Source organism: Inquilinus ginsengisoli, from assembly GCF_050434925.1.
In the GTDB taxonomy this organism is placed as follows: Bacteria; Pseudomonadota; Alphaproteobacteria; order DSM-16000; family Inquilinaceae; genus Inquilinus; species Inquilinus ginsengisoli_B.
On sequence record NZ_JBNDJK010000001.1, the window covers coordinates 6,893,416 to 6,914,725 of the forward strand.

The 21,310-nt window shown below is 71.2% G+C and carries 21 protein-coding genes; 4 read left to right on the plus strand and 17 right to left on the minus strand.

Features of this window, described 5'->3' with window-relative positions; genetic code table 11:
- Positions 1 to 16: 16 nt before the first annotated feature.
- Genes QFZ27_RS32520 through QFZ27_RS32550 form a run of 7 tightly spaced genes read right to left on the minus strand, consistent with a single transcriptional unit; the run spans position 17 to position 7,639 of the window.
- Positions 17 to 784: an SDR family oxidoreductase gene (locus QFZ27_RS32520; protein ID WP_429230603.1), complete on the minus strand. Its 768-nt coding sequence runs from the start codon at positions 782 to 784 to the stop codon at positions 17 to 19.
- Between the two features lie 19 nt (positions 785 to 803).
- Positions 804 to 2,321 (minus strand): sugar ABC transporter ATP-binding protein, encoded by a 1,518-nt coding sequence (locus tag QFZ27_RS32525; RefSeq protein WP_429230604.1) that lies wholly within the window; start codon positions 2,319 to 2,321, stop codon positions 804 to 806.
- Positions 2,321 to 3,250: a sugar ABC transporter substrate-binding protein gene (locus QFZ27_RS32530; protein ID WP_429230605.1), complete on the minus strand. Its 930-nt coding sequence runs from the start codon at positions 3,248 to 3,250 to the stop codon at positions 2,321 to 2,323. Before QFZ27_RS32530 ends, QFZ27_RS32525 begins: the two co-directional genes overlap by 1 nt.
- Before the next feature lie 46 nt (positions 3,251 to 3,296).
- Complete coding sequence (locus QFZ27_RS32535; RefSeq protein ID WP_429230606.1) at positions 3,297 to 4,271, minus strand: ABC transporter permease; 975 nt, start codon at positions 4,269 to 4,271, stop codon at positions 3,297 to 3,299.
- Between the two features lie 19 nt (positions 4,272 to 4,290).
- Entirely contained in the window at positions 4,291 to 5,808 is a 1,518-nt protein-coding gene (locus QFZ27_RS32540) for an FGGY-family carbohydrate kinase (protein WP_429230607.1), read from the minus strand.
- Between the two features lie 2 nt (positions 5,809 to 5,810).
- Positions 5,811 to 6,761 (minus strand): transketolase family protein, encoded by a 951-nt coding sequence (locus tag QFZ27_RS32545; RefSeq protein ID WP_429230608.1) that lies wholly within the window; start codon positions 6,759 to 6,761, stop codon positions 5,811 to 5,813.
- Entirely contained in the window at positions 6,758 to 7,639 is an 882-nt protein-coding gene (locus tag QFZ27_RS32550) for a transketolase (RefSeq protein WP_429230609.1), read from the minus strand. The genes QFZ27_RS32545 and QFZ27_RS32550 overlap by 4 nt, the downstream gene beginning before the upstream one ends.
- Before the next feature lie 253 nt (positions 7,640 to 7,892).
- Between QFZ27_RS32550 and QFZ27_RS32555 the strand changes: the two genes are divergently transcribed.
- The 3 genes from QFZ27_RS32555 to QFZ27_RS32565 all read left to right on the plus strand — a co-directional run bounded on the left by QFZ27_RS32555 (position 7,893) and on the right by QFZ27_RS32565 (position 10,144).
- Entirely contained in the window at positions 7,893 to 8,867 is a 975-nt protein-coding gene (locus QFZ27_RS32555; RefSeq protein WP_429230610.1) for a sugar-binding transcriptional regulator, read from the plus strand.
- 22 nt (positions 8,868 to 8,889) lie between these two features.
- Positions 8,890 to 9,672: an SDR family oxidoreductase gene (locus tag QFZ27_RS32560; protein WP_429230611.1), complete on the plus strand. Its 783-nt coding sequence runs from the start codon at positions 8,890 to 8,892 to the stop codon at positions 9,670 to 9,672.
- A 103-nt stretch (positions 9,673 to 9,775) separates the two neighbouring features.
- Positions 9,776 to 10,144, plus strand: coding sequence for a response regulator (locus QFZ27_RS32565; protein ID WP_429230612.1), 369 nt, complete (start codon positions 9,776 to 9,778; stop codon positions 10,142 to 10,144).
- Positions 10,145 to 10,149: 5 nt separating this feature from the next.
- On the opposite strand, the gene QFZ27_RS32570 is transcribed toward QFZ27_RS32565, so the two are convergent.
- The 5 genes from QFZ27_RS32570 to QFZ27_RS32590 form a co-directional block, all read right to left on the minus strand.
- On the minus strand, positions 10,150 to 11,664 hold the full coding sequence (locus tag QFZ27_RS32570) for a SulP family inorganic anion transporter (RefSeq protein ID WP_429230613.1): 1,515 nt from the start codon (positions 11,662 to 11,664) through the stop codon (positions 10,150 to 10,152).
- A 5-nt stretch (positions 11,665 to 11,669) separates the two neighbouring features.
- Positions 11,670 to 12,344 carry a carbonic anhydrase gene (locus tag QFZ27_RS32575; RefSeq protein ID WP_429230614.1) on the minus strand — a complete coding sequence of 225 codons (675 nt, stop codon included), beginning with the start codon at positions 12,342 to 12,344 and terminating at the stop codon, positions 11,670 to 11,672.
- Positions 12,345 to 12,434: 90 nt separating this feature from the next.
- Positions 12,435 to 13,757, minus strand: a complete 1,323-nt coding sequence (locus tag QFZ27_RS32580; protein WP_429230615.1) for an ATP-binding protein — start codon at positions 13,755 to 13,757, stop codon at positions 12,435 to 12,437.
- On the minus strand, positions 13,754 to 14,488 hold the full coding sequence (locus QFZ27_RS32585) for a response regulator transcription factor (RefSeq protein WP_429230616.1): 735 nt from the start codon (positions 14,486 to 14,488) through the stop codon (positions 13,754 to 13,756). Before QFZ27_RS32585 ends, QFZ27_RS32580 begins: the two co-directional genes overlap by 4 nt.
- A 278-nt stretch (positions 14,489 to 14,766) precedes the next feature.
- On the minus strand, positions 14,767 to 15,675 hold the full coding sequence (locus tag QFZ27_RS32590; protein ID WP_429230617.1) for a LysR family transcriptional regulator: 909 nt from the start codon (positions 15,673 to 15,675) through the stop codon (positions 14,767 to 14,769).
- 103 nt (positions 15,676 to 15,778) lie between these two features.
- Between QFZ27_RS32590 and QFZ27_RS32595 the strand changes: the two genes are divergently transcribed.
- Positions 15,779 to 16,636: an SDR family NAD(P)-dependent oxidoreductase gene (locus QFZ27_RS32595; RefSeq protein WP_429230618.1), complete on the plus strand. Its 858-nt coding sequence runs from the start codon at positions 15,779 to 15,781 to the stop codon at positions 16,634 to 16,636.
- A gap of 233 nt (positions 16,637 to 16,869) precedes the next feature.
- On the opposite strand, the gene QFZ27_RS32600 is transcribed toward QFZ27_RS32595, so the two are convergent.
- The 5 genes from QFZ27_RS32600 to QFZ27_RS32620 all read right to left on the minus strand — a co-directional run bounded on the left by QFZ27_RS32600 (position 16,870) and on the right by QFZ27_RS32620 (position 21,303).
- Positions 16,870 to 17,817, minus strand: a complete 948-nt coding sequence (locus QFZ27_RS32600) for a hypothetical protein (RefSeq protein ID WP_429230619.1) — start codon at positions 17,815 to 17,817, stop codon at positions 16,870 to 16,872.
- 70 nt (positions 17,818 to 17,887) lie between these two features.
- A complete protein-coding gene (locus QFZ27_RS32605; RefSeq protein ID WP_429230620.1) occupies positions 17,888 to 18,505 on the minus strand; it encodes a phosphoribosyltransferase family protein in 618 nt (205 codons plus the stop codon).
- The gene (locus QFZ27_RS32610; protein ID WP_429230621.1) at positions 18,502 to 19,188 is read right to left on the minus strand and encodes an energy-coupling factor transporter transmembrane component T family protein; all 687 of its coding nucleotides are present in this window, start codon (positions 19,186 to 19,188) and stop codon (positions 18,502 to 18,504) included. The genes QFZ27_RS32605 and QFZ27_RS32610 overlap by 4 nt, the downstream gene beginning before the upstream one ends.
- The gene (locus QFZ27_RS32615; RefSeq protein ID WP_429230622.1) at positions 19,185 to 20,711 is read right to left on the minus strand and encodes an ABC transporter ATP-binding protein; all 1,527 of its coding nucleotides are present in this window, start codon (positions 20,709 to 20,711) and stop codon (positions 19,185 to 19,187) included. The genes QFZ27_RS32610 and QFZ27_RS32615 overlap by 4 nt, the downstream gene beginning before the upstream one ends.
- Before the next feature lie 16 nt (positions 20,712 to 20,727).
- Positions 20,728 to 21,303, minus strand: coding sequence for a hypothetical protein (locus QFZ27_RS32620; RefSeq protein ID WP_429230623.1), 576 nt, complete (start codon positions 21,301 to 21,303; stop codon positions 20,728 to 20,730).
- Positions 21,304 to 21,310 lie beyond the last annotated feature (7 nt).

Here is a 21,310-nt window from a genome sequence, read left to right on the forward strand (position 1 = left end):
TCCGCTCCCCCTCCCCTCACCAGCAGACGAAGCCGCCGTCGACGATCAGGTCGACGCCGGTGCAGAAGGACGACGCGGCGCTGGCCAGGAACACGGCCGGGCCCACCAACTCGTCCACCGACGCCATCCGGCCCATCGGCGTGTCGCGCTCGAAGATCTTGCGCTGCTCCGCCACCTCGGGCCGCAGGTTCATCGGCGTCAGCGTGTAGCCGGGGCTGATCGCGTTCACCCGCAGGCCGCGGTCGGCCCATTCCATCGCCAGGCTCTTGGTCAGGTGGATCACCCCGGCCTTGGAGGTGTTGTAATGCGCCTGCAGCAGGCCGCGATTGACGATCGACCCCGACATCGAGGCGATGTTGACGATCGACCCGCGCTGCCGCGGCAGCATCACGCGGGCTTCGGCCTGGGCGGACAGAAAGACCCCGGTCAGGTTGACGTCGATCGTGCGCTGCCATTGCGCCTGCGGCAGGTCCTCCGCCGCCGTGGCGTTGGCGATGCCGGCGCAGTTCACCGCGACGGTCAGCGCGCCGAGCTGGGCCTCGACCGCGTCGACCGCCGCGGCCAGGTCGGCCGCCCGGGTCACGTCGCCGGTCAGCGTCAGCGCCCGCCGACCCAGCGCCCGGATGCGGCCGGCGGTGTCGGCGAGGCCGGCCTCAGATGCCGGCAGGTCGAAGCAGGCGACATCGGCGCCGGCCTCGGCCAGGCCGACCGCGATGCGCTGGCCGATGCCGCTGCCGGCGCCGGTGACGAAAGCGATCTGATCATCGAGCCGGAAGATCTGCACGGTCGGATATTCCCTTGAGTCAGCGGGTTGCGAGTTCCATCACCGCGACGCGGCTGGCCTGGTCGCGATCGAGGATGCCCTGGTTGCGGCCGCGGGCCAGCACCATGATCCGGTGCGACAGGCCCAGCACCTCGTCGAGGTCGGAGCTGACCACCACCACCGCCATGCCGGACGCGGCGAGGCCGGCGATCACGTCGTAGATCGCGGCCCGGGCGCCGACATCGATGCCGCGGGTCGGCTCGTCCAGGATGAACACCTTGGGGTCGCGCGCGATCCATTTCGCGATCACGACCTTCTGCTGGTTGCCGCCGGATAGGTTGCCGGCCCGCTGGCCCGGCGTGCCCTTCACCCCCATCCGGGCGATCAGGTCGGCGGCGAAGCCGCGCACCCGGGTCGGGCTGATCCAGCCGCCCGGGGCGATACGGTCGAAATTGGCATAGGCGATGTTGTCGGCGATGGAGTGGTCCAGCACCACGCCCTGCAGCTTGCGGTCCTCCGGCACCAGCATGATTCCGGCGCGGATGGCGTCGGACGGGCCGCGCAGGTCGACCGGCTTTCCGTCCACGGTGACCCGGCCGGACGCCACGGGATCGGCGCCGACCACGCCGCGCACCAGCTCGGTGCGCCCCGCGCCGACGATGCCGGCGATGCCGAACACCTCGCCCGCCCGCACGGTGAAGCTGATGTCGCGGAAGGCGCCGTCGGCCGCGGTGAGGCTCGAGACCTCCAGCCGCGCCTGCTGCTCTGGCACCGAGACGGACGGGAACATCCGGTCGACGCTGCGGCCGACCATCTGTTCGACCAGCGCCTTGACCGGCACCTGCGCCGTCTCATGCGTCGCGACCAGGCGGCCGTCGCGCAGCACCGCGACCCGGTCGGCAATGCGGGCGATCTCGTCCAGCCGGTGGCTGATATAGATGAAGGAGACGCCGTCGCGCTTCAGCCGGTCGATCTGCTGGAACAGCCGCTCCGTCTCCTCGCCGCCCAGCGCCGCGGTCGGCTCGTCCAGGATCAGCAGGCGGGAGTTCAGGGTCAGGGCCTTGGCGATCTCGACCTGCTGCTGCGCCGCCACCCGCAGCTCGCGCACCAGCCTGGTCGGAGCGATGTCGAGGCCCAGGCGCTGCAGCTGCTCGCCGGCGCGGCGGTTCATCTCCGCCCGGTCGATCCGGCCGCCCTTGGTCGGCAGCCGGCCGACGAACACGTTCTCCGCGATCGTGAGGTCCGGCAGCAGCTTCATCTCCTGGTGGATCAGGCCGATGCCGGCGGCGATCGCCTCCCCGGGCCGCGTCGGAGCATAGGGTTCGCCCTGCCAGGTCATGTGGCCCGTGCTGGGCGGCACCAGGCCGGAGACGACCGAGGACAGGGTGGACTTGCCGGCGCCGTTCTCGCCCAGCAGGGCCAGCACCTCGCCCGGACGGATGTCGAGGTCGACGCCCTCCAGCACGGTGATGCCGCCATAGGCCTTGCCGATGCCGCGGATGGAGAGCCCCTGGGGGCTCTCCGCCACGGCGGCGCGCACGGTCGCCGGGACCGCCATCAGGGGTGCTTCTCGATGAAGCCGGCGACGTTGTCCTTGGTCGTCAGCGTCGCCGCCTGCAGTTGTTCGGCCGGCACGGTCTTGCCGTCGGCCAGCTCCAGCGCCGACTGCAGCGCCAGCCGGCCCATCTGCTGGGTGGTCTGGGTCATGGTCGCGTCCAGCGTGCCGGACTGCACGGCCTTCAGCCCGGCGACGTCGCCGTCGAAGCCGAAGATCCAGGTCTTGTGGTCGAGATTGGCCACCTTGACTGCCTGGGCCGCACCCAGCGCCAGCGCGTCGGCCCGGCCGAAGAACACCGAGATGGTCGGGTCGCGCTGCAGCATGTCCTGGGCGATGTTGAAGCCTTCGTCCTGCATCCAGGCGGTGCTGGCCTGCTTGGCGCTGACCGTCAGGCCCGGGCATTTCGCCAGCGCCTCGGTGAAGCCCTTGTCGCGATCCTGCTCCGGCGTGGTGCCGATCTGGCCCTGGATGACGGCGACGTTGCCCTTGCCGCCGGTGACCTTGCAGACGTACTCGCCGAGAGTACGGGCCGCGGCGACGCTGTCGGTGGCGATGAAGGTGTCGCCCGGCGCGTCGGCCGGGTTGCGGTCGACCGCGACCACCGGAATGCCGGCCGCCTTGGCCGCTTTGACCGGGACGCTGGCGGCGGTGGCGCCGGCCGGGATGTAGATCAGCGCGTCGATCTGCTGGGTGATCAGGTCCTGGATCTGGCTGACCTGGGTGGCGGAATCGCCCTTGGCGTCGACGGTGACGACCTTGATGCCCTGCTCCTTGGCCGAGGCCTCGACCGACTGCTTGATCTGGTTGAAGAAGTCGGCCTGCAGGTTGGCGACGGCCAGGCCGATCACCTTGTCCTTGGCCCAGGCCGGGGAGCCGAGGGCGGTGCCGGCCAACAGCGCCAGCGCGGCGATGGCGATACGGGTCTTCATGGGTCTTTCCTCTCCTGTTGCGACGGTCTTTCCGTCTTTGTCCCGATCAGCGATTCCGCCGGCCGAGGGTGTCGAAGGTGACGGCGGCGGCGATCACGAGGCCGATCACCACCTGCTGCACGAAGGGCGAGACGCCGAGCAGGTTCAGCCCGTTGCGCAGCACGCCGATGATCAGGACGCCGACCACCGTGCCGCCGATGCTGCCGACGCCGCCGGACAGGCTGGCGCCGCCGATCACGACCGCGGCGATGGTGTCGAGCTCGTAGCCGAGGCCGGCGCTGGGCTGGGAGGAGTCGAGGCGCGAGGCCAGCGCCATGCCGGCGACGCCGGCCAGCGCGCCGGCCGCGGCATAGACCGCGATCGTCACCCGGCCGACATGGATGCCGGCCAGGCGGGCGACCTCGCGGCTGCCGCCGATGGCGTAGAGGTTGCGGCCGCTGGGCCGGAAGGTCAGGTACAGCCAGCTGACCACGACCAGCACCAGGAACAGCGCCACGGTCAGCGACAGGAAGCCGAAGTTGCGCACGGTGGCCAGCGCGGTGAACCAGTCCGGATAGCCGACGATCTGGGTGCCGTCGGTCAGGATGTTGGCCAGGCCGCGCGCCACCGACATCATCGTCAGCGTGGCGATGAAGGCGGGCAGCCGCGCCATGGTGATCAGCAGACCGGAGGCCAGGCCGCAGACCGCGCCGGCGCCGATGCCGAGCAGGATGGCCAGCGCCATCGGCAGCTCCATGTCGCGCGCCAGCCAGCCCATCACCATCATCGACAGCGCCAGGACCGAGCCGACCGACAGGTCGATGCCGCCGATCACGATCACCGCGGTCATGCCGATGGCGAGGATGCCGAGCACGGTGACCTGGTCGAGCACGTTGAGGCCGTTGCGGATCGACAGGAAATGGTCGGAGGTGAAGGAGAAGATCACGCACAGCAGGATCAGGCCGATCAGCGGGCCCTGGGCGCCGCTGGTCAGGCTGACCCTTGGCAGGATCGTCCTCGGTCGGTCGATGCGCGCTTCCATTCCCTACATCCTCTTCGTGTCACCAGGCGGGGCAGTTCAGCGCCCCGCCGTCTCCGGCGGCACCGCGCCCCCCGGCCGCCTCCGGCGGCAGGCCCGAGGCGCGTCCCACCGCCCGCCGCCAGCCGTCCCGTTCGGCCCGGCGCCGGTCCACCGGCATCGCCGGGGCGAAGCCGTGGCGGTCGCGCGGCAGCGCCGCCAGGCCGTCCCAGTCCCAGATTCCGGCGCCCAGCCCGGCCAGATGTGCCGCGCCGAGGGCCGACAGCTCGGCCGTGTCCGACCGCAGCACCTCGCAGCCGGCGAGGTCGGCCAGGGCCTGCATCAGCACCGGGTTGCGGGTCGGCCCGCCATCGACATGCAGCGCCCGCACCTGGCCGACGCTGCGGTCGATCGCCTCCACCACATCGGCGATCTGGTGCGGGATCGATTCCAGCGCTGCCCGGGCGACAGCGGCCCGGCCGGTGCCGAGGGTGAAGCCGGCCAGAAGGCCGACGGCGTTCAGGTCCCACCACGGCGCGCCGAGCCCGTTGAAGCCGGGCACCAGGTAGACGCCGTCGCTCGAAGCATCGGCCGCCAGATCTGCCAGCGCTTGCGTCGACAGGCCCAGCAGTTCCGCCACCCAGCGCAGGGTCGACCCGGCCGAGCGGATATTGCCTTCCGCCGCCAGCGCCGGGCTGTCGACCGACCAGGCGATGGTCAGGCACAGCCCGGGGTCCAGCGCGTCGGCCCGGTCGATCAGCCCCATGACGGAGGAGCCGGTGCCCATCGTCGCCTTGATCTGGCCCGGGGCGAAGGCGCCATGGGCGAACAGCGCCGCATGGGAATCGCCCAGCACCGCCGCCACCGGCACCCCGTCCGGCAGCGGGTCGAGGCCGCGGACGGCGGGGAACGGGCCGGTCGATGACGCCACCCGCGGCAGCGCCGCCTCCGGCACACCAAACAGGGCCATCAGGTCGGCATCCCAGGCGGCGCGGCGGACGTCCAGCAGTTGGGTGCGCGAGGCGTTGCCGGCCTCGGTCACCGCCTCGCCGCCGAAACGGCTGAGCAGCCAGGCATCGACCGTGCCGAGGCAGATCGTGCCGGCCTTCGCCCGGACACGGTCCGGGTCGAGCGTGTCGAGCAGCCACTTCGCCTTGGCCGCCGAGAACATCGGGTCGAGCGGCAGGCCGCTGCGCTCGCGCGCCAGACGCTCGGTGTCGGGCGAGCGCAGCGCCTCGCACAGCGCGCCGGTGCGCTGGTCCTGCCAGCTGATCAGCGGCGACAGCGCCGCGCCGGTGCGGCGGTCCCACATCAGCAGGGATTCGCGCTGGGTGCTGAAGCCGACCGCCGCGACCGAGCGCGGGTCTTGCCCCTGCAGGCAGGCGGCCACGGCGGCGCGCACGCTGTCCCAGATCGCCATCGGGTCCTGCTCGACCCAGCCCGGCTTCGGATGCGTCTCGCCCAACGGCGCGCCCCCCCGCGCCACCACCGCGCCCGCGGCATCGATCAGCAGCGCCTTGGTGGAGCTGGTGCCCTGGTCGATGGCGAGGACGTACGTCATGGTCAGCCCACCAGCTCACGGGCGGCGGCGGCGATGCCGACCGCGTTGAGCCCGAAATGATCCAGCAGGAAGGCGGCGCTGCCGGTCGGGGCGAAGCCGGTGACGCCAAGGATGCGCATCGGCACCGGCCGGCCCTGCACCACGATCTCGGCCACCGCGCCGCCGAGGCCGCCCTGCACCACCGCCTCCTCGACGGTGACGATGCGGCCGGTCTCGGCTGCGGCGCGCAGCAGCGGCTCGGGGTCGAGCGGCTTGAGGGTGGCGACGTTCAGCACACGGGCTTGAACCCCTTCGCCGGCCAGAAGCTCCGCCGCCTCCAGCGCCCGCGACACCATGGTGCCGGTCGCCACCAGCGTGACGTCGCCGCCGTCGCGCAGCTGCTGCGTCGCGCCGCCGTCGAAGCTGGACCCGGCCGGCGTCACCTCCGGCACCGGGAAGCGGCCGATGCGCAGGAACACCGGGCGGCCGGCATCCGCGGCCCAGCGCACTGCGGCGCGGGTCTGGGCCGGGTCGGCCGGCACCATCACGGTCAGGTCCGGGATCGCCCTAGTCCAGGCCAGGTCCTCGATCGAGTGATGGGTCGGCCCCAGCTCGCCATAGGCCATGCCCGGGCTCATGCCGCACAGCACGATCGGGTGGTAGCTGTAGGCCGCGTCGGCCTTGATCTGCTCCAGCGCCCGGCCGGTCAGGAAGGGCGAGGCGGCGCAGACGAAGGGCACGAACCCGCCATTGGCCAGGCCGGCGGCGACCCCGACCATGGCCTGCTCGGCGATGCCGACATTGACCAGCCGGTCGGGGAACTCGGCCGCGAAGCCGGTCAGGTTGCTGGAGCCGACGGAGTCGTTGCACACGGCGACGATCCGCCGGTCGGTCCGCGCCAGCTCGGTCAGGGTCTCGGCGAAGGCCTTGCGGCAGTCGAAGGTGCCGGCCTTGGCGACGACATCGGCGCTCATCGCGCAACCTCCGCCAGGGCCTGCTCGATCTGCGCCGGCGACGGCACCTTGTGGTGCCACTCCACCCGGTCTTCCATGAAGGACACGCCCTTCCCCTTGATCGTGCGGGCGATGACGCAGCGCGGTTTGCTGGCCGGCGCGGCGGTGAAGGCGGCCCACAGCGCGGCGTGGTCGTGGCCGTCCAGCTCGATCACCTCCCAGCCGAAGGCGCGCCACTTGTCGGCCAGCGGCTCCAGCCGGCTGGTGTCCTCGGTGCGGGCGCCCTGCTGCAGCCGGTTGCGGTCGACGATGGCGGTCAGGTTGTCCAGCCCGCGATGGCCGGCGGACATCGCCGCCTCCCAGTTGCTGCCCTCCTGCAGCTCGCCGTCGCCGAGCACGACGAAGGTCCGCCACTCGGACCCGCTCAGCCGCGCCGCGATGGCGCTGCCGACGCCGATCGGCAGGCCGTGGCCGAGGGGGCCGGTGTTCGCCTCCACCCCCGGCACCTTGCGCCGGTTCGGATGGCCGTTCAGCACCGACAGAGGCTTCATGAAGCTGCCCAGCAGATCCGTCGGGATGAAGCCGCGCAGCGCCAGCGTGCTGTACAGCGCCGCGGCGCAGTGGCCCTTGCTGAGGATGAAGCGGTCGCGGTCGGGCCGCGTCGGGTTGGCGGGATCGAGGTCGAGCACGCCGAAGAACAGCGTCGCCAGGATGTCGGTCACCGACAGGTCGCCGCCGACATGGCCGAGGCCGGCCTGCCCGATCATGCGCAGGACAGAGCCGCGGATCTCCGCCGCCGCCCCGGCCAGGAGGCGCGCCCGCCCGGCCCCGTCCGCCGCGGCGATGCGTGCCACGTCGAGGACCGTGTCGGGAACGAATGGGGGCTTGGGGTCGAGCACCGCTCCTCCGGATTGAATAATTATTCATACTCAGATTTAAATTCATGCTATCCATGAGTCGAAACTGCGTCAAGCCGCTCAGTCCAACGGTCCGCCCAAAGGACGGAAATAGGAGAAAATTCGCGGATAGGCTTGGCTAGGACGCGCAGCTTTCCGCTTGACCGGGCATCAGTTAGCGTCTGAATAATAAATTCGTGATGCATAAAAATTCGATTCAGCCGAACCGGCACCAGACGATCGAGGCCGCCTGCCGATGAGCCGCACCAACGAGCTTCGCCTGATCACCCGGGTGGCGCAGATGTACTATGTCGACCGGCTGAAGCAGTCCGACATCTCGCAGCGGCTGCACATCTCGCAGGCCACGATCTCGCGGCTGCTGAAGCGGGCCGAGGACGAATCCATCGTCCGCATCACCATCAACGCGCCGCGCGGCACCTATGTCGACCTGGAGACGGGACTGCGCGAGCGCTTCGGCCTGACCGAGGCGATCGTCGCCGAATGCGGCGAGGACCGCGAGGAATCGATCCTGGCCGGCATCGGCGACGCCGCGGCGCATTTCCTGGAGACCACGCTGGACCCCGGCGAGGTGATCGGCATCTCGTCCTGGAGCGCGTCGCTGCTGCGCATGGTCGATGCCATCAACCCGCTGAAACGGATTACGGCCGAGCGGGTGGTGCAGATGCTGGGCGGCATGGGCAACCCCGCGGTGCAGGGCCACGCCACCCACCTGACCACCCGCCTGGCCCAGCTGACCGGGTCGCAACCCCAGCTCCTCCCCGCCCCCGGCGTCGCCGGGTCGGCCTCGGCGAAACGCGCTCTCTTGGCCGATCCTTATGTCCGGGCGACGATCGAGCAGTGGCGGCGCATCACCCTGGCGCTGGTCGGCATCGGCGCAGTCGAGCCGTCGAAGATGCTGGCCAACAGCGGCAACGTCTTCACCGGCGAGGAGCTGGAGGCGGTGGCCCAGGCCGGCGGCGTCGGCGACATCTGCCTGCGCTTCTTCGGCGCCTATGGCGCCCCGGTCCAGACGCCGCTGGACGAGCGGGTGATCTCGATGTCGCTCGACGAGATCGGCACCGTCCCCCGCATCGTCGGCGTCGCCGGCGGCGCCCGCAAGGTGGCGGCGATCCGCGGCGCCCTGCTGGGCCGCCATATCAACACCCTGATCACCGACCGCTTCACGGCGGAGAAGCTGCTGGCCCAGTCCGACAACGACTTCGCCCGCTAGAAACACATCCGGGAGAGACCCCATGCCCCGCTTCACCGACAAGACCGTCGTCATCACCGGCGCCAGCCGCGGCATCGGCGCCGCCATCGCCCGCCGCTTCGCCGCCGAGGGCGCCTCCGTGCTGCTGGTGGCCAATGAGCCGAGCGTCGCCGACGCCGCGGCCCGGATCGCGCAGGAGGGCGGCCGCACAGCGTCCTTCGTCGCCGACGTCACCGACCCGACCCAGGTCGCGGCCCTCTATGACGAGGCGGAGCGGCAGTTCGGCAAGGTCGACATCTCGATCCAGAACGCCGGGGTGATCACCATCGCCCGGATCGAGGACATGACCGAGGCGGAATGGGACAAGGTGCTGGCGGTCAACACCAAGGGCGTCTTCCTGTGCTGCCAGGAGGCGATCCGCCGGATCCGCAAGCATGGCAGCGGCGGCCGGCTGATCAACACCGCTTCCGGCCAGGCGCGGCAGGGCTTCGTCTTCACGCCGCATTACGCCGCCTCGAAGTTCGGCGTGGTCGGCGTGACCCAGAGCCTGGCCAAGGAGGTGGCGAAGGAGGGCATCACCGTGAACGCCTTCTGCCCCGGCATCATCGACACCGATATGTGGGCTTACAATGACGCCGCCTGGGGCAGGCTGCTAGGCGATTACAAGCCGGGCGAGCTGATGGCGGAATGGGTCCGCGGCATCCCGATGGGCCGCGCCGGCAGCGGCGAGGACGTGGCCGGTCTGGTCGCCTTCCTGGCCAGCGACGACGCCGCCTACATCACCGGCCAGACCATCAATGTCGACGGCGGCCTGATCATGTCGTAACGGGCGGAGAGCCGGGCTCCGGCTCATCCATTGCCCTTCCTGTGGATATGTTTCTCATCATCTGCTGTTGATGAGATGAAAACCACAGGCCAGTGGAGGTGGCATGGAGAGCCGTGAGCCCCCGCCCCGGGTGCTGATCGTCGAGGACGACACCTGGATCGCGGCGATGCTCGAGGACATCGCACTGTCTGCCGGCCTCGAGGTCGTCGGTCCGGTCAGCACGCTGCGCGAGGCGGTCCGGATCGCCAGTTCGGAGCGGCTGGATGCAGCAATCCTCGATATCGGCCTCGGCCGCACGGAGGTCTATGCCGCTGCCGACGTCCTCGATGAGCGCGGCATCCCCTTCGCCTTCGTCACCGGCCGGTCTGAGTCGGAGATCGAGCTGCTGCATCGCGGCCGCCCGGTGTGGACCAAGCCGTTCCTGCAGCAGCAGATCGCCAACGGGCTGAAGGACCTCATCGCACGGCGGTAAGAGCCTCAGGCCCTGAGCGCCGCCGCCAGGCGCTGGCCGTGCGGCTGGGCCGGCGGCGCCTGCAGCTCGACCGGCGCGGCCCGACGCTCGGCCCAGTCGGCGATCATCTCCATGCTGGTGTGGTCGATCTGGGCCAGCCCGCCGGCATCGAGCCGGACCGTCGCGCCGGGCGGCAGGGCCTCCAGCGCCCGCAAGAGGGCCGGCAGCTGCAGGAAGGTGGCCGCCCCCTCCAGCCGCAGCTCGGCCTCGCCGGAGGGCAGGTCCCGGCGCCGGATGCGCAGCGGCATGCGGCGCAGATGCGGCAGCACCTCCAGCAGCGACAGCGCCAGCCCGACCAGGACGCCGGTCAGCAGATCGGTCGCCACCACCATGACCACCGTGGCCGCCCAGATCGCCGCCGGCAGCACGCCGTGCCGATGCAGCAGCTCGCGCACATGCTTCAGGCTGACCAGCCGCCAGCCGGTGACCACCAGCACGCCGGCCAGCGACGCCATCGGCACCTCGCGCAGCAGCCAGGGCAGCAGGGCGACGGCGGCCAGGATCCAGGCGCCGTGCAGGATCGTCGACAGCCGCGTGGCGGCGCCGGCCTGGACATTGGCCGAGCTGCGCACGATCACCCCGGTCATCGGCAGGGCGCCGGCCAGGCCGCACAGCAGGTTGCCGACGCCCTGGGCCGACAGCTCGCGGTCGTAGTTCGTGCGCACGCCGTCGTGCATCCGGTCGACCGCGGCGGCGGAGAGCAGCGTCTCGGCGCTGGCGATCACGGCGATGACCAGTGCGGCGGCCAGGATGCCGCTTTCGCCCAGCCGCGACAGGTCGGCCATGGTCGGGACCGAGATGCTGGTGAGGATCGCATCGGGTACGTCCACCCGCTGGACCGGCAGTGACAGGGCCACGGTGAGGACGGTCCCGGCGACGACGCCGACCAGGGCACCGGGGATGAGGCGGAGCGATTGCGGCCGCAGCTTTTCCCACAGCACCATCGCCAGGATGGTGGCGCCGCCGGCCAGCACCGCCGCGGTTGCGGACGACCATTGCAGCGGCAGCAGGCTGAGCAACGCCGCCGGGATCGCCGCCAGGTTCTGCAGCCCGTCCGGCAGCGGCGCCCGGCCGAACAGCACCTGCAGCTGCGCCGCCACGATCAGCACGCCGATGCCGGCCAGCATGCCGTGCACCACCGCGGGCGAGATGGCGCGGAACCACTTGCCCAGGCGCAGCACGCCGGCGCCGAGCTGCAGCAGCCCGGCCAGCACCAGGATCGGGCCCAGCATCGCCAGCCCGAAATCCTGCACCAGCTGGAACACGATCACCGCGAGACCCGCGGCCGGGCCGCTGACCTGCAGCGGCGATCCGGCCAGCAAGCCGACGACGAGGCCGCCGATGATGCCGGTCACCAGCCCCTTCTCCGCCGGCACGCCGGAGGCGACGGCGATGCCCATGCACAGCGGCAGGGCGACCAGGACGACGACGATCGAAGCCGGCAGGTCGCGCGCCAGCGAGGATGGAAGGAAACGCGCCATGCCGCCTACTCCGCCGCCAGGCGCGGCATCGGCGGCAGCGCGACCGGCAGGCCGCCCGTGTCGTCGAGCCGGCCGAAGCGGCCGGCGGCGCCGTCATAGGCCAGGGTTTCGCCGGTCTCGAGCTCGAAGAACCAGCCGTGCAGGCGCAGCCGCCCCTGGGCGATCCTGGCCGCGACCGAGGGATGGGTGCGCAGGTGGTTCAACTGCGCCACCACATTCTCCAGCGCCAGCGCGCGCAGCGTCTCGGGTTCGCCGCGGTCCGGCGGATAGGCCTCGCACACCACCCGGTGGGCGGCGTGGCTGTGGCGCAGCCAGGCGGCGACGTTCGGCATGTCCTGCAGCACCTCGGGGTGCAGCAGGGCCTTCATCGCGCCGCAGTCGGAATGGCCGCAGACCACGATGTCGCGGACGCCGAGCGCCACCACCGCGTATTCGATCGCCGAGGACACGCCGCCATTGGCCTGGGAGAAGGGCGGTACGATGTTGCCGGCGTTGCGGCAGCAGAAGATCTGGCCCGGGCCGCTCTGGGTGATCAGCTCCGGCACCACCCGGGAATCGGCGCAGGAGATCACCAGCGCCTGGGGCTGCTGGCCGTCGGTCGCGAGCTTGCGGTAGAGCGGCTGCTGCTGCGGGAAGATCTCGGCGCGGAACCGCGCCATCCCGAGGAAGAGGTCGTCCATCCTTGGCCTCCAATGCATGAGCGAGGGTCTTGCACCGAGAGGATGGGATTCCTGTTTTTCGCATGTGCGAACGGCTCGTGACAAAGTGTTTCAGCGCCTCGGCAGGGTGACCTCCGCGGTCAGCCCGCCGCCCGGCCGGTTGATCAGCGACAGCCGTCCGCCCTCGCGCTCCACCACCTGAACGGCAATGGCCAGGCCGAGTCCGACGCCGCCGGTCGCGCGGCTGCGCGATCCTTCGATGCGCTGGAACGGCTCCAGCACCCGCGCCAGCTCGGCCTCTGGGATGCCAGGGCCGTCATCCGAGACGGCGATCGCCATATCGATTTCGCTGCAACGCAACACGACCCGCGCCGCGCCGCCATAGGCGACCGCATTGTCGATCAGGTTGGCGAAGGCGCGCTTCAACCCCAGCGGCCGGGCGTGCAGCACGGCGCGATCCGGCCCTTGATAGACGACGTCCTGCCCGGCATCGGCGGCGGCGTCGACCAGCGTGGTCAGCAATGCCACGAGGTCGACCGCGCGCGGCGGCTCCGGGTCGGCGTCACCCTTGAGATAGGCCAGCACCGAGCCGACCATCTGCTCCATCTCGTCGAGATCGGCCTGCATCTCGGCCTGGACCGGCCGGTCCTCCAGCAGGTCGGTGCGCAGGCGCAGCCGGCCGATCGGCGTGCGCAAATCGTGTGACACGGCGGCCAGGGCCTGGGTCTGGTCGGCGATCAGCCGGGCCAGCCGATCCTGCATGGCGTTGAGGGCCCGGGCCAGGCGGCGCACCTCCATCGGCCCTTCGACCGCGACCGGGACCGGCCGGCCCCGGCCGATCGCATCCGCCGCCCGCACCAGCTGGCGCAGCGGCGCCCCGAGCGCGCGGACCAGCAGCGGCGCCGCCATCAGCAGGCAGCTGGCCAGCAGCGCGGTGGAGAGCAGACTGCGCAGCAGGTCGGGCAGGCCGTGCTGCAGCCGGGTCACGTCGAAGCCGAGCACGGAGCCGTCGGCGAGGCGAAGCTCGCCCCGGACCCGATGCGGCTCCCCCTCCCCGCTTCCCCGATCCAGGATCAGGCCACGCCCGGCCAGACCGGAATCGCGCTTCTGCAGCCGCGCCTCCAGGTCGCGCAGCCAGGGTGATGCGACGCCTTCCTCGGCTCCGGCCGGACGCTCCGACCAGCTCAGGGCGAGGTCGGCAGTGGACAGCGCCTGCGCCAGCCGCGGCCGCTGCCCGGGCGGAACGCTTGACAGCGCCCGCTCGCCGATCGCGAGCCGTTCGGCCAGGTGGTCGGCATGGACATTGCCGGCCTTGTACCGCTCGGCCAGCTCCTGCAGCACCGCAGCGCCGAGGAACTGCAGCAGCACGGCGGACAGGACGAGCAAAGTGAGGCGGCCCAGCAGGCCGCGCGGCCAGACGACGCGGCGGATCACCGGTGCTCCACATCCGCCGTGAACATGTAGCCGACGCCGCGGATGGTGCGGATCAGGGCGCCCTCCGTGCCGCCGGAGCCGAGCTTGCGGCGCAGCCGGCTGACCAGCACGTCGACGCTGCGGTCCGACGGGCTGCCGAGGCGCGAGCGCGACAGCTCCAGCAGCCGCTCGCGCCCGATCACGCGCTGCGAATGCTCCAGGAAGCTGACCAGCAGGTCATGCTCGGCGCCGGACAGTTCGACCTCCGCTCCGCCGGGGTCGACCAGCCGGTGGCGGCGCCGGTCGAGCACCCATCCGGCGAAGCGCAGCACCTCGCGGGCGGAGCGGCCGGGGAACGGCTCCAGCGCCGCGCCCCGGCGCAGTGCCGCGCGCACCCGGGCCAGCAGTTCGCGCCGGCCGAAGGGCTTGCTGATGTAGTCGTCGGCCCCGACCTCGAGGCCGACCACCCGGTCCATCTCCTCGCCGCGGGCGCTGACCATGATGATCGGCACCGGGCTCCGGGCCCGGAGGGCGCGGCAGAGGTCGAGCCCGTCGGCGCCCGGCAGCATGACATCGAGGATCAGCAGGTCGACCGGCGCCGTCTCGATCGAATCCCACATCTCGCGGCCGTCGCCGACGCCGGTGGCGCGCAGCCCGTTCTCGCGCAGGATGCGCACGATCAGGGATCGGGTGCCGGGATCGTCCTCGACCACCAGCACGTGGTCGGAACGCAGGGGGCTGGATTCGTTCATCGCGGATCCAAGGGTCCTTTGACAGTGGAAACCGGAACGCATCCTCCCTGTCGACCATGAACACCCGCGATCGACGCCATTTTCGTTAAAATATTCGACAAAGACCCGACAGATACGGCAAGCATAGCCTGATCGGCGATAGAAGATTTATTCATAGACCTCAACTGCAATAAGGTCGCATCCACCGCAGAAACAAAGAACAATTTAAACTATTCACGATCATTCGAGCCGGAGGCGAAACGATGACAACGAAGCGAAGCGGTACAGCCCGCCTCGTATCAGCGCCCCGGCCGCAGCACGGATCGCGCCACGTCGATGAAGGCACGCAGCTTCGGCTGGTCCTGGGCCCGCCGCGGGAAGTACAGGAACAGGCCGGGCGTGCGCGGCAGGAAGGGCTGCAGCACCTGTTCCAGTTCCCCGGAGGCGAGTTCCACCGCGACCGCGATATCGGCGATATAGGAGAGCCCGAGACCGGCCCGGGCGAAGGAGGACAGCAGCCCGCCATCGTTGACGATCAGGCTGCCCGGCGGGTCGACCGTGAGAGCGCGCCCTTCGCGCTCGAATTCCCAGCGATAGATCGCGCCGGAGGTCGGGAAGCGGTAGCGGATCGCCTCGTGCCGGGTCAGGTCCTCCGGCCGCTCAGGCCGGCCCCGGGCATCGAGATAGGCCGGGCTGCCGACCACGGACCAGGCGATGTCGCGGGTCAGCCGCACCGCCGCCATGTCGAGTTCCACGTACTCGCCGATGCGGATGCCGGCGTCGTAGCCGCGGGCGGTGAGATCGACTGTGGCATCGTCGACCGCGATCTCGACCGCGACCCGCGGATGGCTGCGGCGCAGCGCCGCCACCACCGGCTCGACCACCAGCGGCACCGCCATGCGCGGCACGGTCAGGCGCAGCAGGCCTGTCGGCACCGTACCCATCGCCCCGGCCACCTCGATAGCCGAGACAATCTCCGCCGTCGCCGGCCCGACCCGCGCCAGCAGCGCGGCGCCGGCCTCGGTCAGCCCGACCCGGCGCGTGGTCCGGACAAACAGCAGCGTGCCGAGCCGGCCCTCCAGCGCCTTGACCGCCTGGCTCACCGCCGCCGGCGACACGCCGAGCCGCGCCGCCGCCCCCGTGAAGCCGCCGGCCTCGGCCACGGCGAGGAAGGCGGACAGGCCGGTGAAGGGATCGGACGCGGTCATGCGCCGATTATAAACCGGAACTTAAAAGCTCAAAAATCCAGCACCGATTTTTTGTGCTAATCGTCAACGATAGGCTCTCCTGCACAACCAGCAGGGGGCGACCATGGAAGAGACCAATCCGACCACACTGCCACGCCGCACCGTCCTGGCCGGCGCGATCGCCGCCGGCGGGGCCGCCGCTCTTTCCGGCACAGCATCGGCCGCCGAGACGCCGGGCGTGCTGGCCGGCAAGGTCGCGATCGTCACCGGCGGCACCTCCGGCATCGGCGCCGTGACCGTGGCCGCATTAGCCCGCGCCGGTGCCAAGGTCGCGTTCAACGGCCGGCGCGAGGCGCTGGGCCGCGAGGTCGAGGCGCGCATTCGCCGGGAGGGCGGCGACGCCGCCTATACCCGCGCCGATGTCCGCGACGCGGCGCAGATGGAGCGCTTCGTCGCCGAGACGGTGGTGCGCTGGGGCCGGCTGGACATCGCCTTCAACAATGCCGGCATCGACCTGCCGCCGGCGCCGATCGCCGACACCGACATCGCCGGCTTCGACGACCAGGTCGCGACCAACCTGCGCGGCGTCTTCGTCGCGATGAAATACGAGCTGCCGCATCTGGTGCAGGCCAAGGGCGCGATGATCAACATGGCGTCGATCGGCGGCCGTCATGCCTTCCCGAATATCGTCGCCTATGGCGCCACCAAGGCCGCAGTGATCCACATGACCCGGGCGGCGGCCCAGGAATACGGCCGCGACGTGCGCATCAATGCCCTGGCCCCCGGCGCCATCGAGACGCCGATGCTGGAGCGGGTGCGGCGCGATTGGAAGGTGACGACCGAGCAGCTGGTGGCGCCCTATCCGGCGCGCCGGGCCGGCACGCCCGAGGAGGTCGCGGCCGTCGTGGTGTTCCTGGCCAGCGACGCCGCCTCCTATGTCAGCGGCCACGTCATCGGCATCGATGGCGGCGATTTGGCGTGAGCCGCGGGATCGAAGCGACGGTATTCCCAAATCTCGCGTTGCCTCTCCCGCTTGCGAGACCCTTTCGGAATATCTCCATCCATCCGGTATAGACTTTTTATCCTCCCCCTCCCCTTGCGGGAGGAGGAGGAAAGGCATAGATCGAGTCGAACGGCTGAGTTCTGAAAAGGTCTCGCTCCCGCCTGCGGAAAACACCACGCGTATGCCTCCGGCCACGGCGACCGATCCTCCGGTCAGCCGTGCCGGTTTTGGGGCAGAGCCGGATCGGGCGGCGGCACTGGGGCGGGCGGCCCGGTACTGGGGGGCGGCCGGTCGTCCCCGGACAGCGCCGGAGCATGCTCCCGGTCCTGGATGAAGATCTCGCCGGTGGCGGCGATGTGGATGCCGCGCTCGCCCTCGGACCTGCCGAATTCTTCGGCCGGGATGGTGCGATCGTGGCTGGAGGCGGCTCGGCGCCGTGTCGAGCCGGAGGCTTGGCCCTTCGGGCCAGCGCCGGCATTATCAGCCCCGGATTTCGCCGCGCCGGCAGGTCCGCCGGCCGGAGGAGTGCCGTGGGGCGGGAGGCCGAGAGCCCGGCACAGGCTGGCGATCAGAGCCTCGATCGGCAAGGCGGTGTCGGCGAGGTCGACGTCGATGCGCTCGTCTTCCGTCAGCTTTTCCCAAAGCTCGGCGGTCAACCGCTCCTGGGCCTCGGCGTCGGTGCCGGGGGCCACGGCGATGGCGGCGGCGACGCCCTGGGCGGCGGCCTGGCGCCGGCCGTCCGTCTCGTCCTGCCGGGCCTTGCGCCGGGCTTCGGCCTCGCGCCGTGCCTGCTCCCGCTGCTGCCGCAGCCTGGCCTTGCGCGCGATGGCGCGGCGGATGCCGAGGAACAGGCTGCTGAAGCGGGTCTCCGCAGTCCCGGCGCGGTCGAGATCGCCGGCCGCGAGGGCGGCGAGGGCCAGGGCGTGAAAGCCGCGGGCCAGATCTTCCGCGAGCTTCGTCAGCCCGGACAGCACCTCGGTCTCCCGCTCGTCCGTGGACGGTGAAGCGGTGGAGGGAGTCTCGGCTGTGCTGGTATCGACCATTCCTCCATTAGAACAAAAGAAGAACAAATAAGCCAGCAGAATCGCACTGAGCTGAATCGTCGTCGCAATGTCGGGGCCGGTGCCTGCTGGATGGCCACGCCCCGCGGGGCTCGCCATGACGGTTCTTTTCCGGGAGCTGTATCGAGTGAGAGGACCAGCGCTTTCAGGTTCTAACCGACCGCCGACATCACACCGTCCCGGGGATCGGCTCCCAGCCCTGCGCGCCCGGGCGGAATTGCGGGATGTGGCCGAGCGCCGTGACCAGGGCGGCATCGGCGCCCAGCACCGGCTCCCAGTCATGCGCCTCGGTCAGGATCACGCCGATGCCGGCCACCTCGGCGCCGGCGGCGCGCACCAGCGCCAGCGACCCGGCCAGGCTGGAGCCCGTGGCCACCACGTCGTCCACCACCACGACCCGCTTGCCGGCCAGGAGCGGCACCGCGGCCCGGTCCAGCAGCAGCCGCTGCTCGCCTTTCGAGGTGATCGAGGTGATGCTCTGCACCAGCGCGTCGCCGAGATGGATCTTGGGCGACTTCTGCAGGATGACGTAGCGGTCGAGGCCGAGATGGCGGCTGACCTCGATCGCGACCGGAATGCCGAGGGTGGCCGCGCCGACCACGACGTCGGGCTTGAGCGGCGCCAGCCGCTCCGCCAGGGCGCGGCCGATATGGGCGCCGAAGGCGACGCCGGCGTCGATCACCATCAACAGCGAGATGGCGAAGTCCGGCTTGATCGGTACGATCGGCAGATCGACGGGCAACCCCGCCACATCGACGCGCCATGTCGGCTTGGTTTGCTCCGTCAATTCCCGTGGTCTCCGTTCTTCCCGGCGGCCGGCAGCCGCTCCTCCACCAGCACCCCGACCCGGCGCCAGCTCGTGCGCCGCACCGCCGGATCGAAACCATAGACCGACAGCGAGGTCGCGATCGCCTGGGCCATGCGGATGCTCTGCACCAGCAGCGGCACGCCACGAGCCAGACCATAGCGCAGCCGGGTCCACAGCGGCACGTCGTCCAGCTCCATGCCGCGGGCGCGCTGGGCCTCGCCGATGCGCTCGAACTCGTCGCGCAGCATCGGGATCAGGCCGAAGATCAGGGCCAGAACCAGCGTCGCCATGGAAGGCAGGCGCAGCGCGCTGGCTGCGGCCAGGATCGAGCCGGGGCTCGACGTCTCCATGACGAAGAAGAAGGCGCCGGTCGTCGCTACCAGCCGCGCCGCCATGCGCAGCGCGGTGGCCGCCGCCTCCACCGGCGGCGCGCCCTGCAGCCAGAGATTGAGCAGCCAGGTGGCGAAGACCAGGGCGAACAGGATCGCGGCGCCCTTCAGATAGCCGCGCAGACCCGGCAACCGCAGCGCCAGCAGCACGGCCAGGACGGCGGCCATCAGCAGCAGCGCCGGCAGGGGCGTGCCGACGATCCAGGCGACGGCCGTAACGACGGCGGCCGCCAGTAGCTTGAGGAAGAAGTTCAGGCGCAGCAACAGGCTCATGCCACCGCCTCCGCAGGTAGGGGCAGCGGCGCCGGCCAGCCCAGCGCGGCGAAGGCGGCGGAGCGCCAGCCCGCCTCCGGCGGCCCGTCGTAGCGGATCTTGCCGCCATCCATGATCAGCAGCCGGTCGGCGACGTCGTCGACCAGTTCCAGGTCGTGCGAGACCAGCAGCGCGCCGCCGCCCCGCCCACGCAGATCGGCGAGGAAACGGTCGAGCAGCGCCCGACCGGCGAGATCGCGCGCGAGCAGCGGCTCGTCGAGGATCACCAGCTCGGCCTCCGCCGCCGCCGCGCAGGCGAGACCCAGCGCCGCCTGCTCGCGGGCCGACAGGGCGAAAGGGCTGTCCCCCGCCCGGCGATCGAGGCCGAAGCGCAGCAGCGCCGCCTGCGCCTTGGCGCGGACCTCGGCGCCGCCGACCGCTCGCGGATTGCTGGAGACGGCGAAGGCGGCCTCGTCCAGCACGGTCAGGTTGAACAGGATGCGCCGGACATTCTGCGGCACATAGGCGATGCGGCGGGCGCGGCGCGCGACGGTCCAGTCGCCGGCGTCCTCGCCGCCCAAGGCGATACGCCCGGCCGTCAGCGGCGACAGATCCAGGATCGACTGGAACAGCGTGGTCTTGCCGGTGCCGTTCGGCCCGATCAGCCCGGCCACCTCGCCGGCCCGGACGGTGAGGTCGACATCGTCCAGCACCGGCCGGCCGTCGCCGCGGCACAGGCGGCTGACCAGCCCGGTCGCCTCGACCAGGGTTCGGCCGGCCCCGCCACCCCGGCGGCGGCTGCCGGCCCGGCGCCGCAGCGGCAGCAGCCCGTGATCAAGCCACAGCCGGTCGTCGGCCGCGGCCTCGGCCATCGGCCGGGGCGTGCCCACGGCGCCGTCCTTCTGCAGCAGCACGGCATCAGCGACCTTGGCCAGCGCGCCGGCATCCTGCTCCGCCGCCAGCAGCATGGGCAGATCCCCGCCCAGCCGGCCGAGCAGCCCGGCCAGGCGCCGCCGTGCCGCCGGGTCGAGGCCGGTGGTCGGCTCGTCCAGCACCAGCAGCTCCGGCCCCGTCGCCAGGGCGGCGGCCAGGGCGACCATGCGCCGCTCGCCGCCGGACAGGGTCAGCACCCGGCGGCCGAGCAGCGCTTCGAGCGACAGCGCCGAGACCAGCTGCAGCACCCGGTCCCGCACCCGCAAGGCCGGCAGGGCGCGGCTTTCGAGCGGGAAGGCGATCAGGTCCTCGACCCCGAGGTCCCAGAGCTGGTCGTCGAGGTTCTGGAACACGATGCCGACGCGGCGGAACAGCTCGGTCCGCGGCAGGCCGCCCAGTTCGGCGCCGCCGAGGCGGACGGAGCCGGCCAGGAGCGGCGGCCGGGCCAGCTTCGGGATCACCCCGGCGGCCGCGGCCAGCAGGGTCGACTTGCCGGAGCCGTTGGCGCCGCACAGCAGCAGCCGCCCGCCGGGTTCGATCCGGAACGAGGTGGGCAGGATGGTGGGCTTCGCCGGGGCGAAGCCCACGCTCAGCGCTTCGATCTCCAGCACGATCCGGCGCAGGTCCTCAGAACCGGGTGATGCCGGAGGTCAGGCCGGACCCGGCCAGGATCTTCAGCGCCGGCTTCACCAGCAGCGGCGTGCCGATGATCATCGGCACGATGTCCGACAGGCCGAGATACAGCAGCCCCCACCAGAACGGGAAGATGCCGAGGAAGGCCAGGCTGGCCGCCACCGCGGCCACCATCGCCAGCCCGACAACCAGGCAGGTGGCGGCGATCTTCGCCAGTCCGGCGGTGTCGATCGGCTTGCGGGCCGGGTCGAACAGCAGGCCGGGCACGGCACCGGTCAGCCCGACCATGATGCCGTCGACGATCAGCGTGTGGGCCGGGATGAAGGTGCCGGCCAGCAGCGACCAGACCAGCGACCCGACATAGCCGCAGATGAAGCCGCTGCGCATTCCGAACAGGATGCCGACCAGCGGCGGCAGGAAGGCGAAGATGCGCCACTGGATGACGCCGGGCACAAGCTGGATCGGGTTGGCGTAGCACCACAGGACGCCGGTCGCGACGCCGGCGACCAGCGCCAGCACGATCGGGAACAGGATGTTGCGTTCGGTCTTGACGGTGGTGATGTCGGTCATGGCGGGA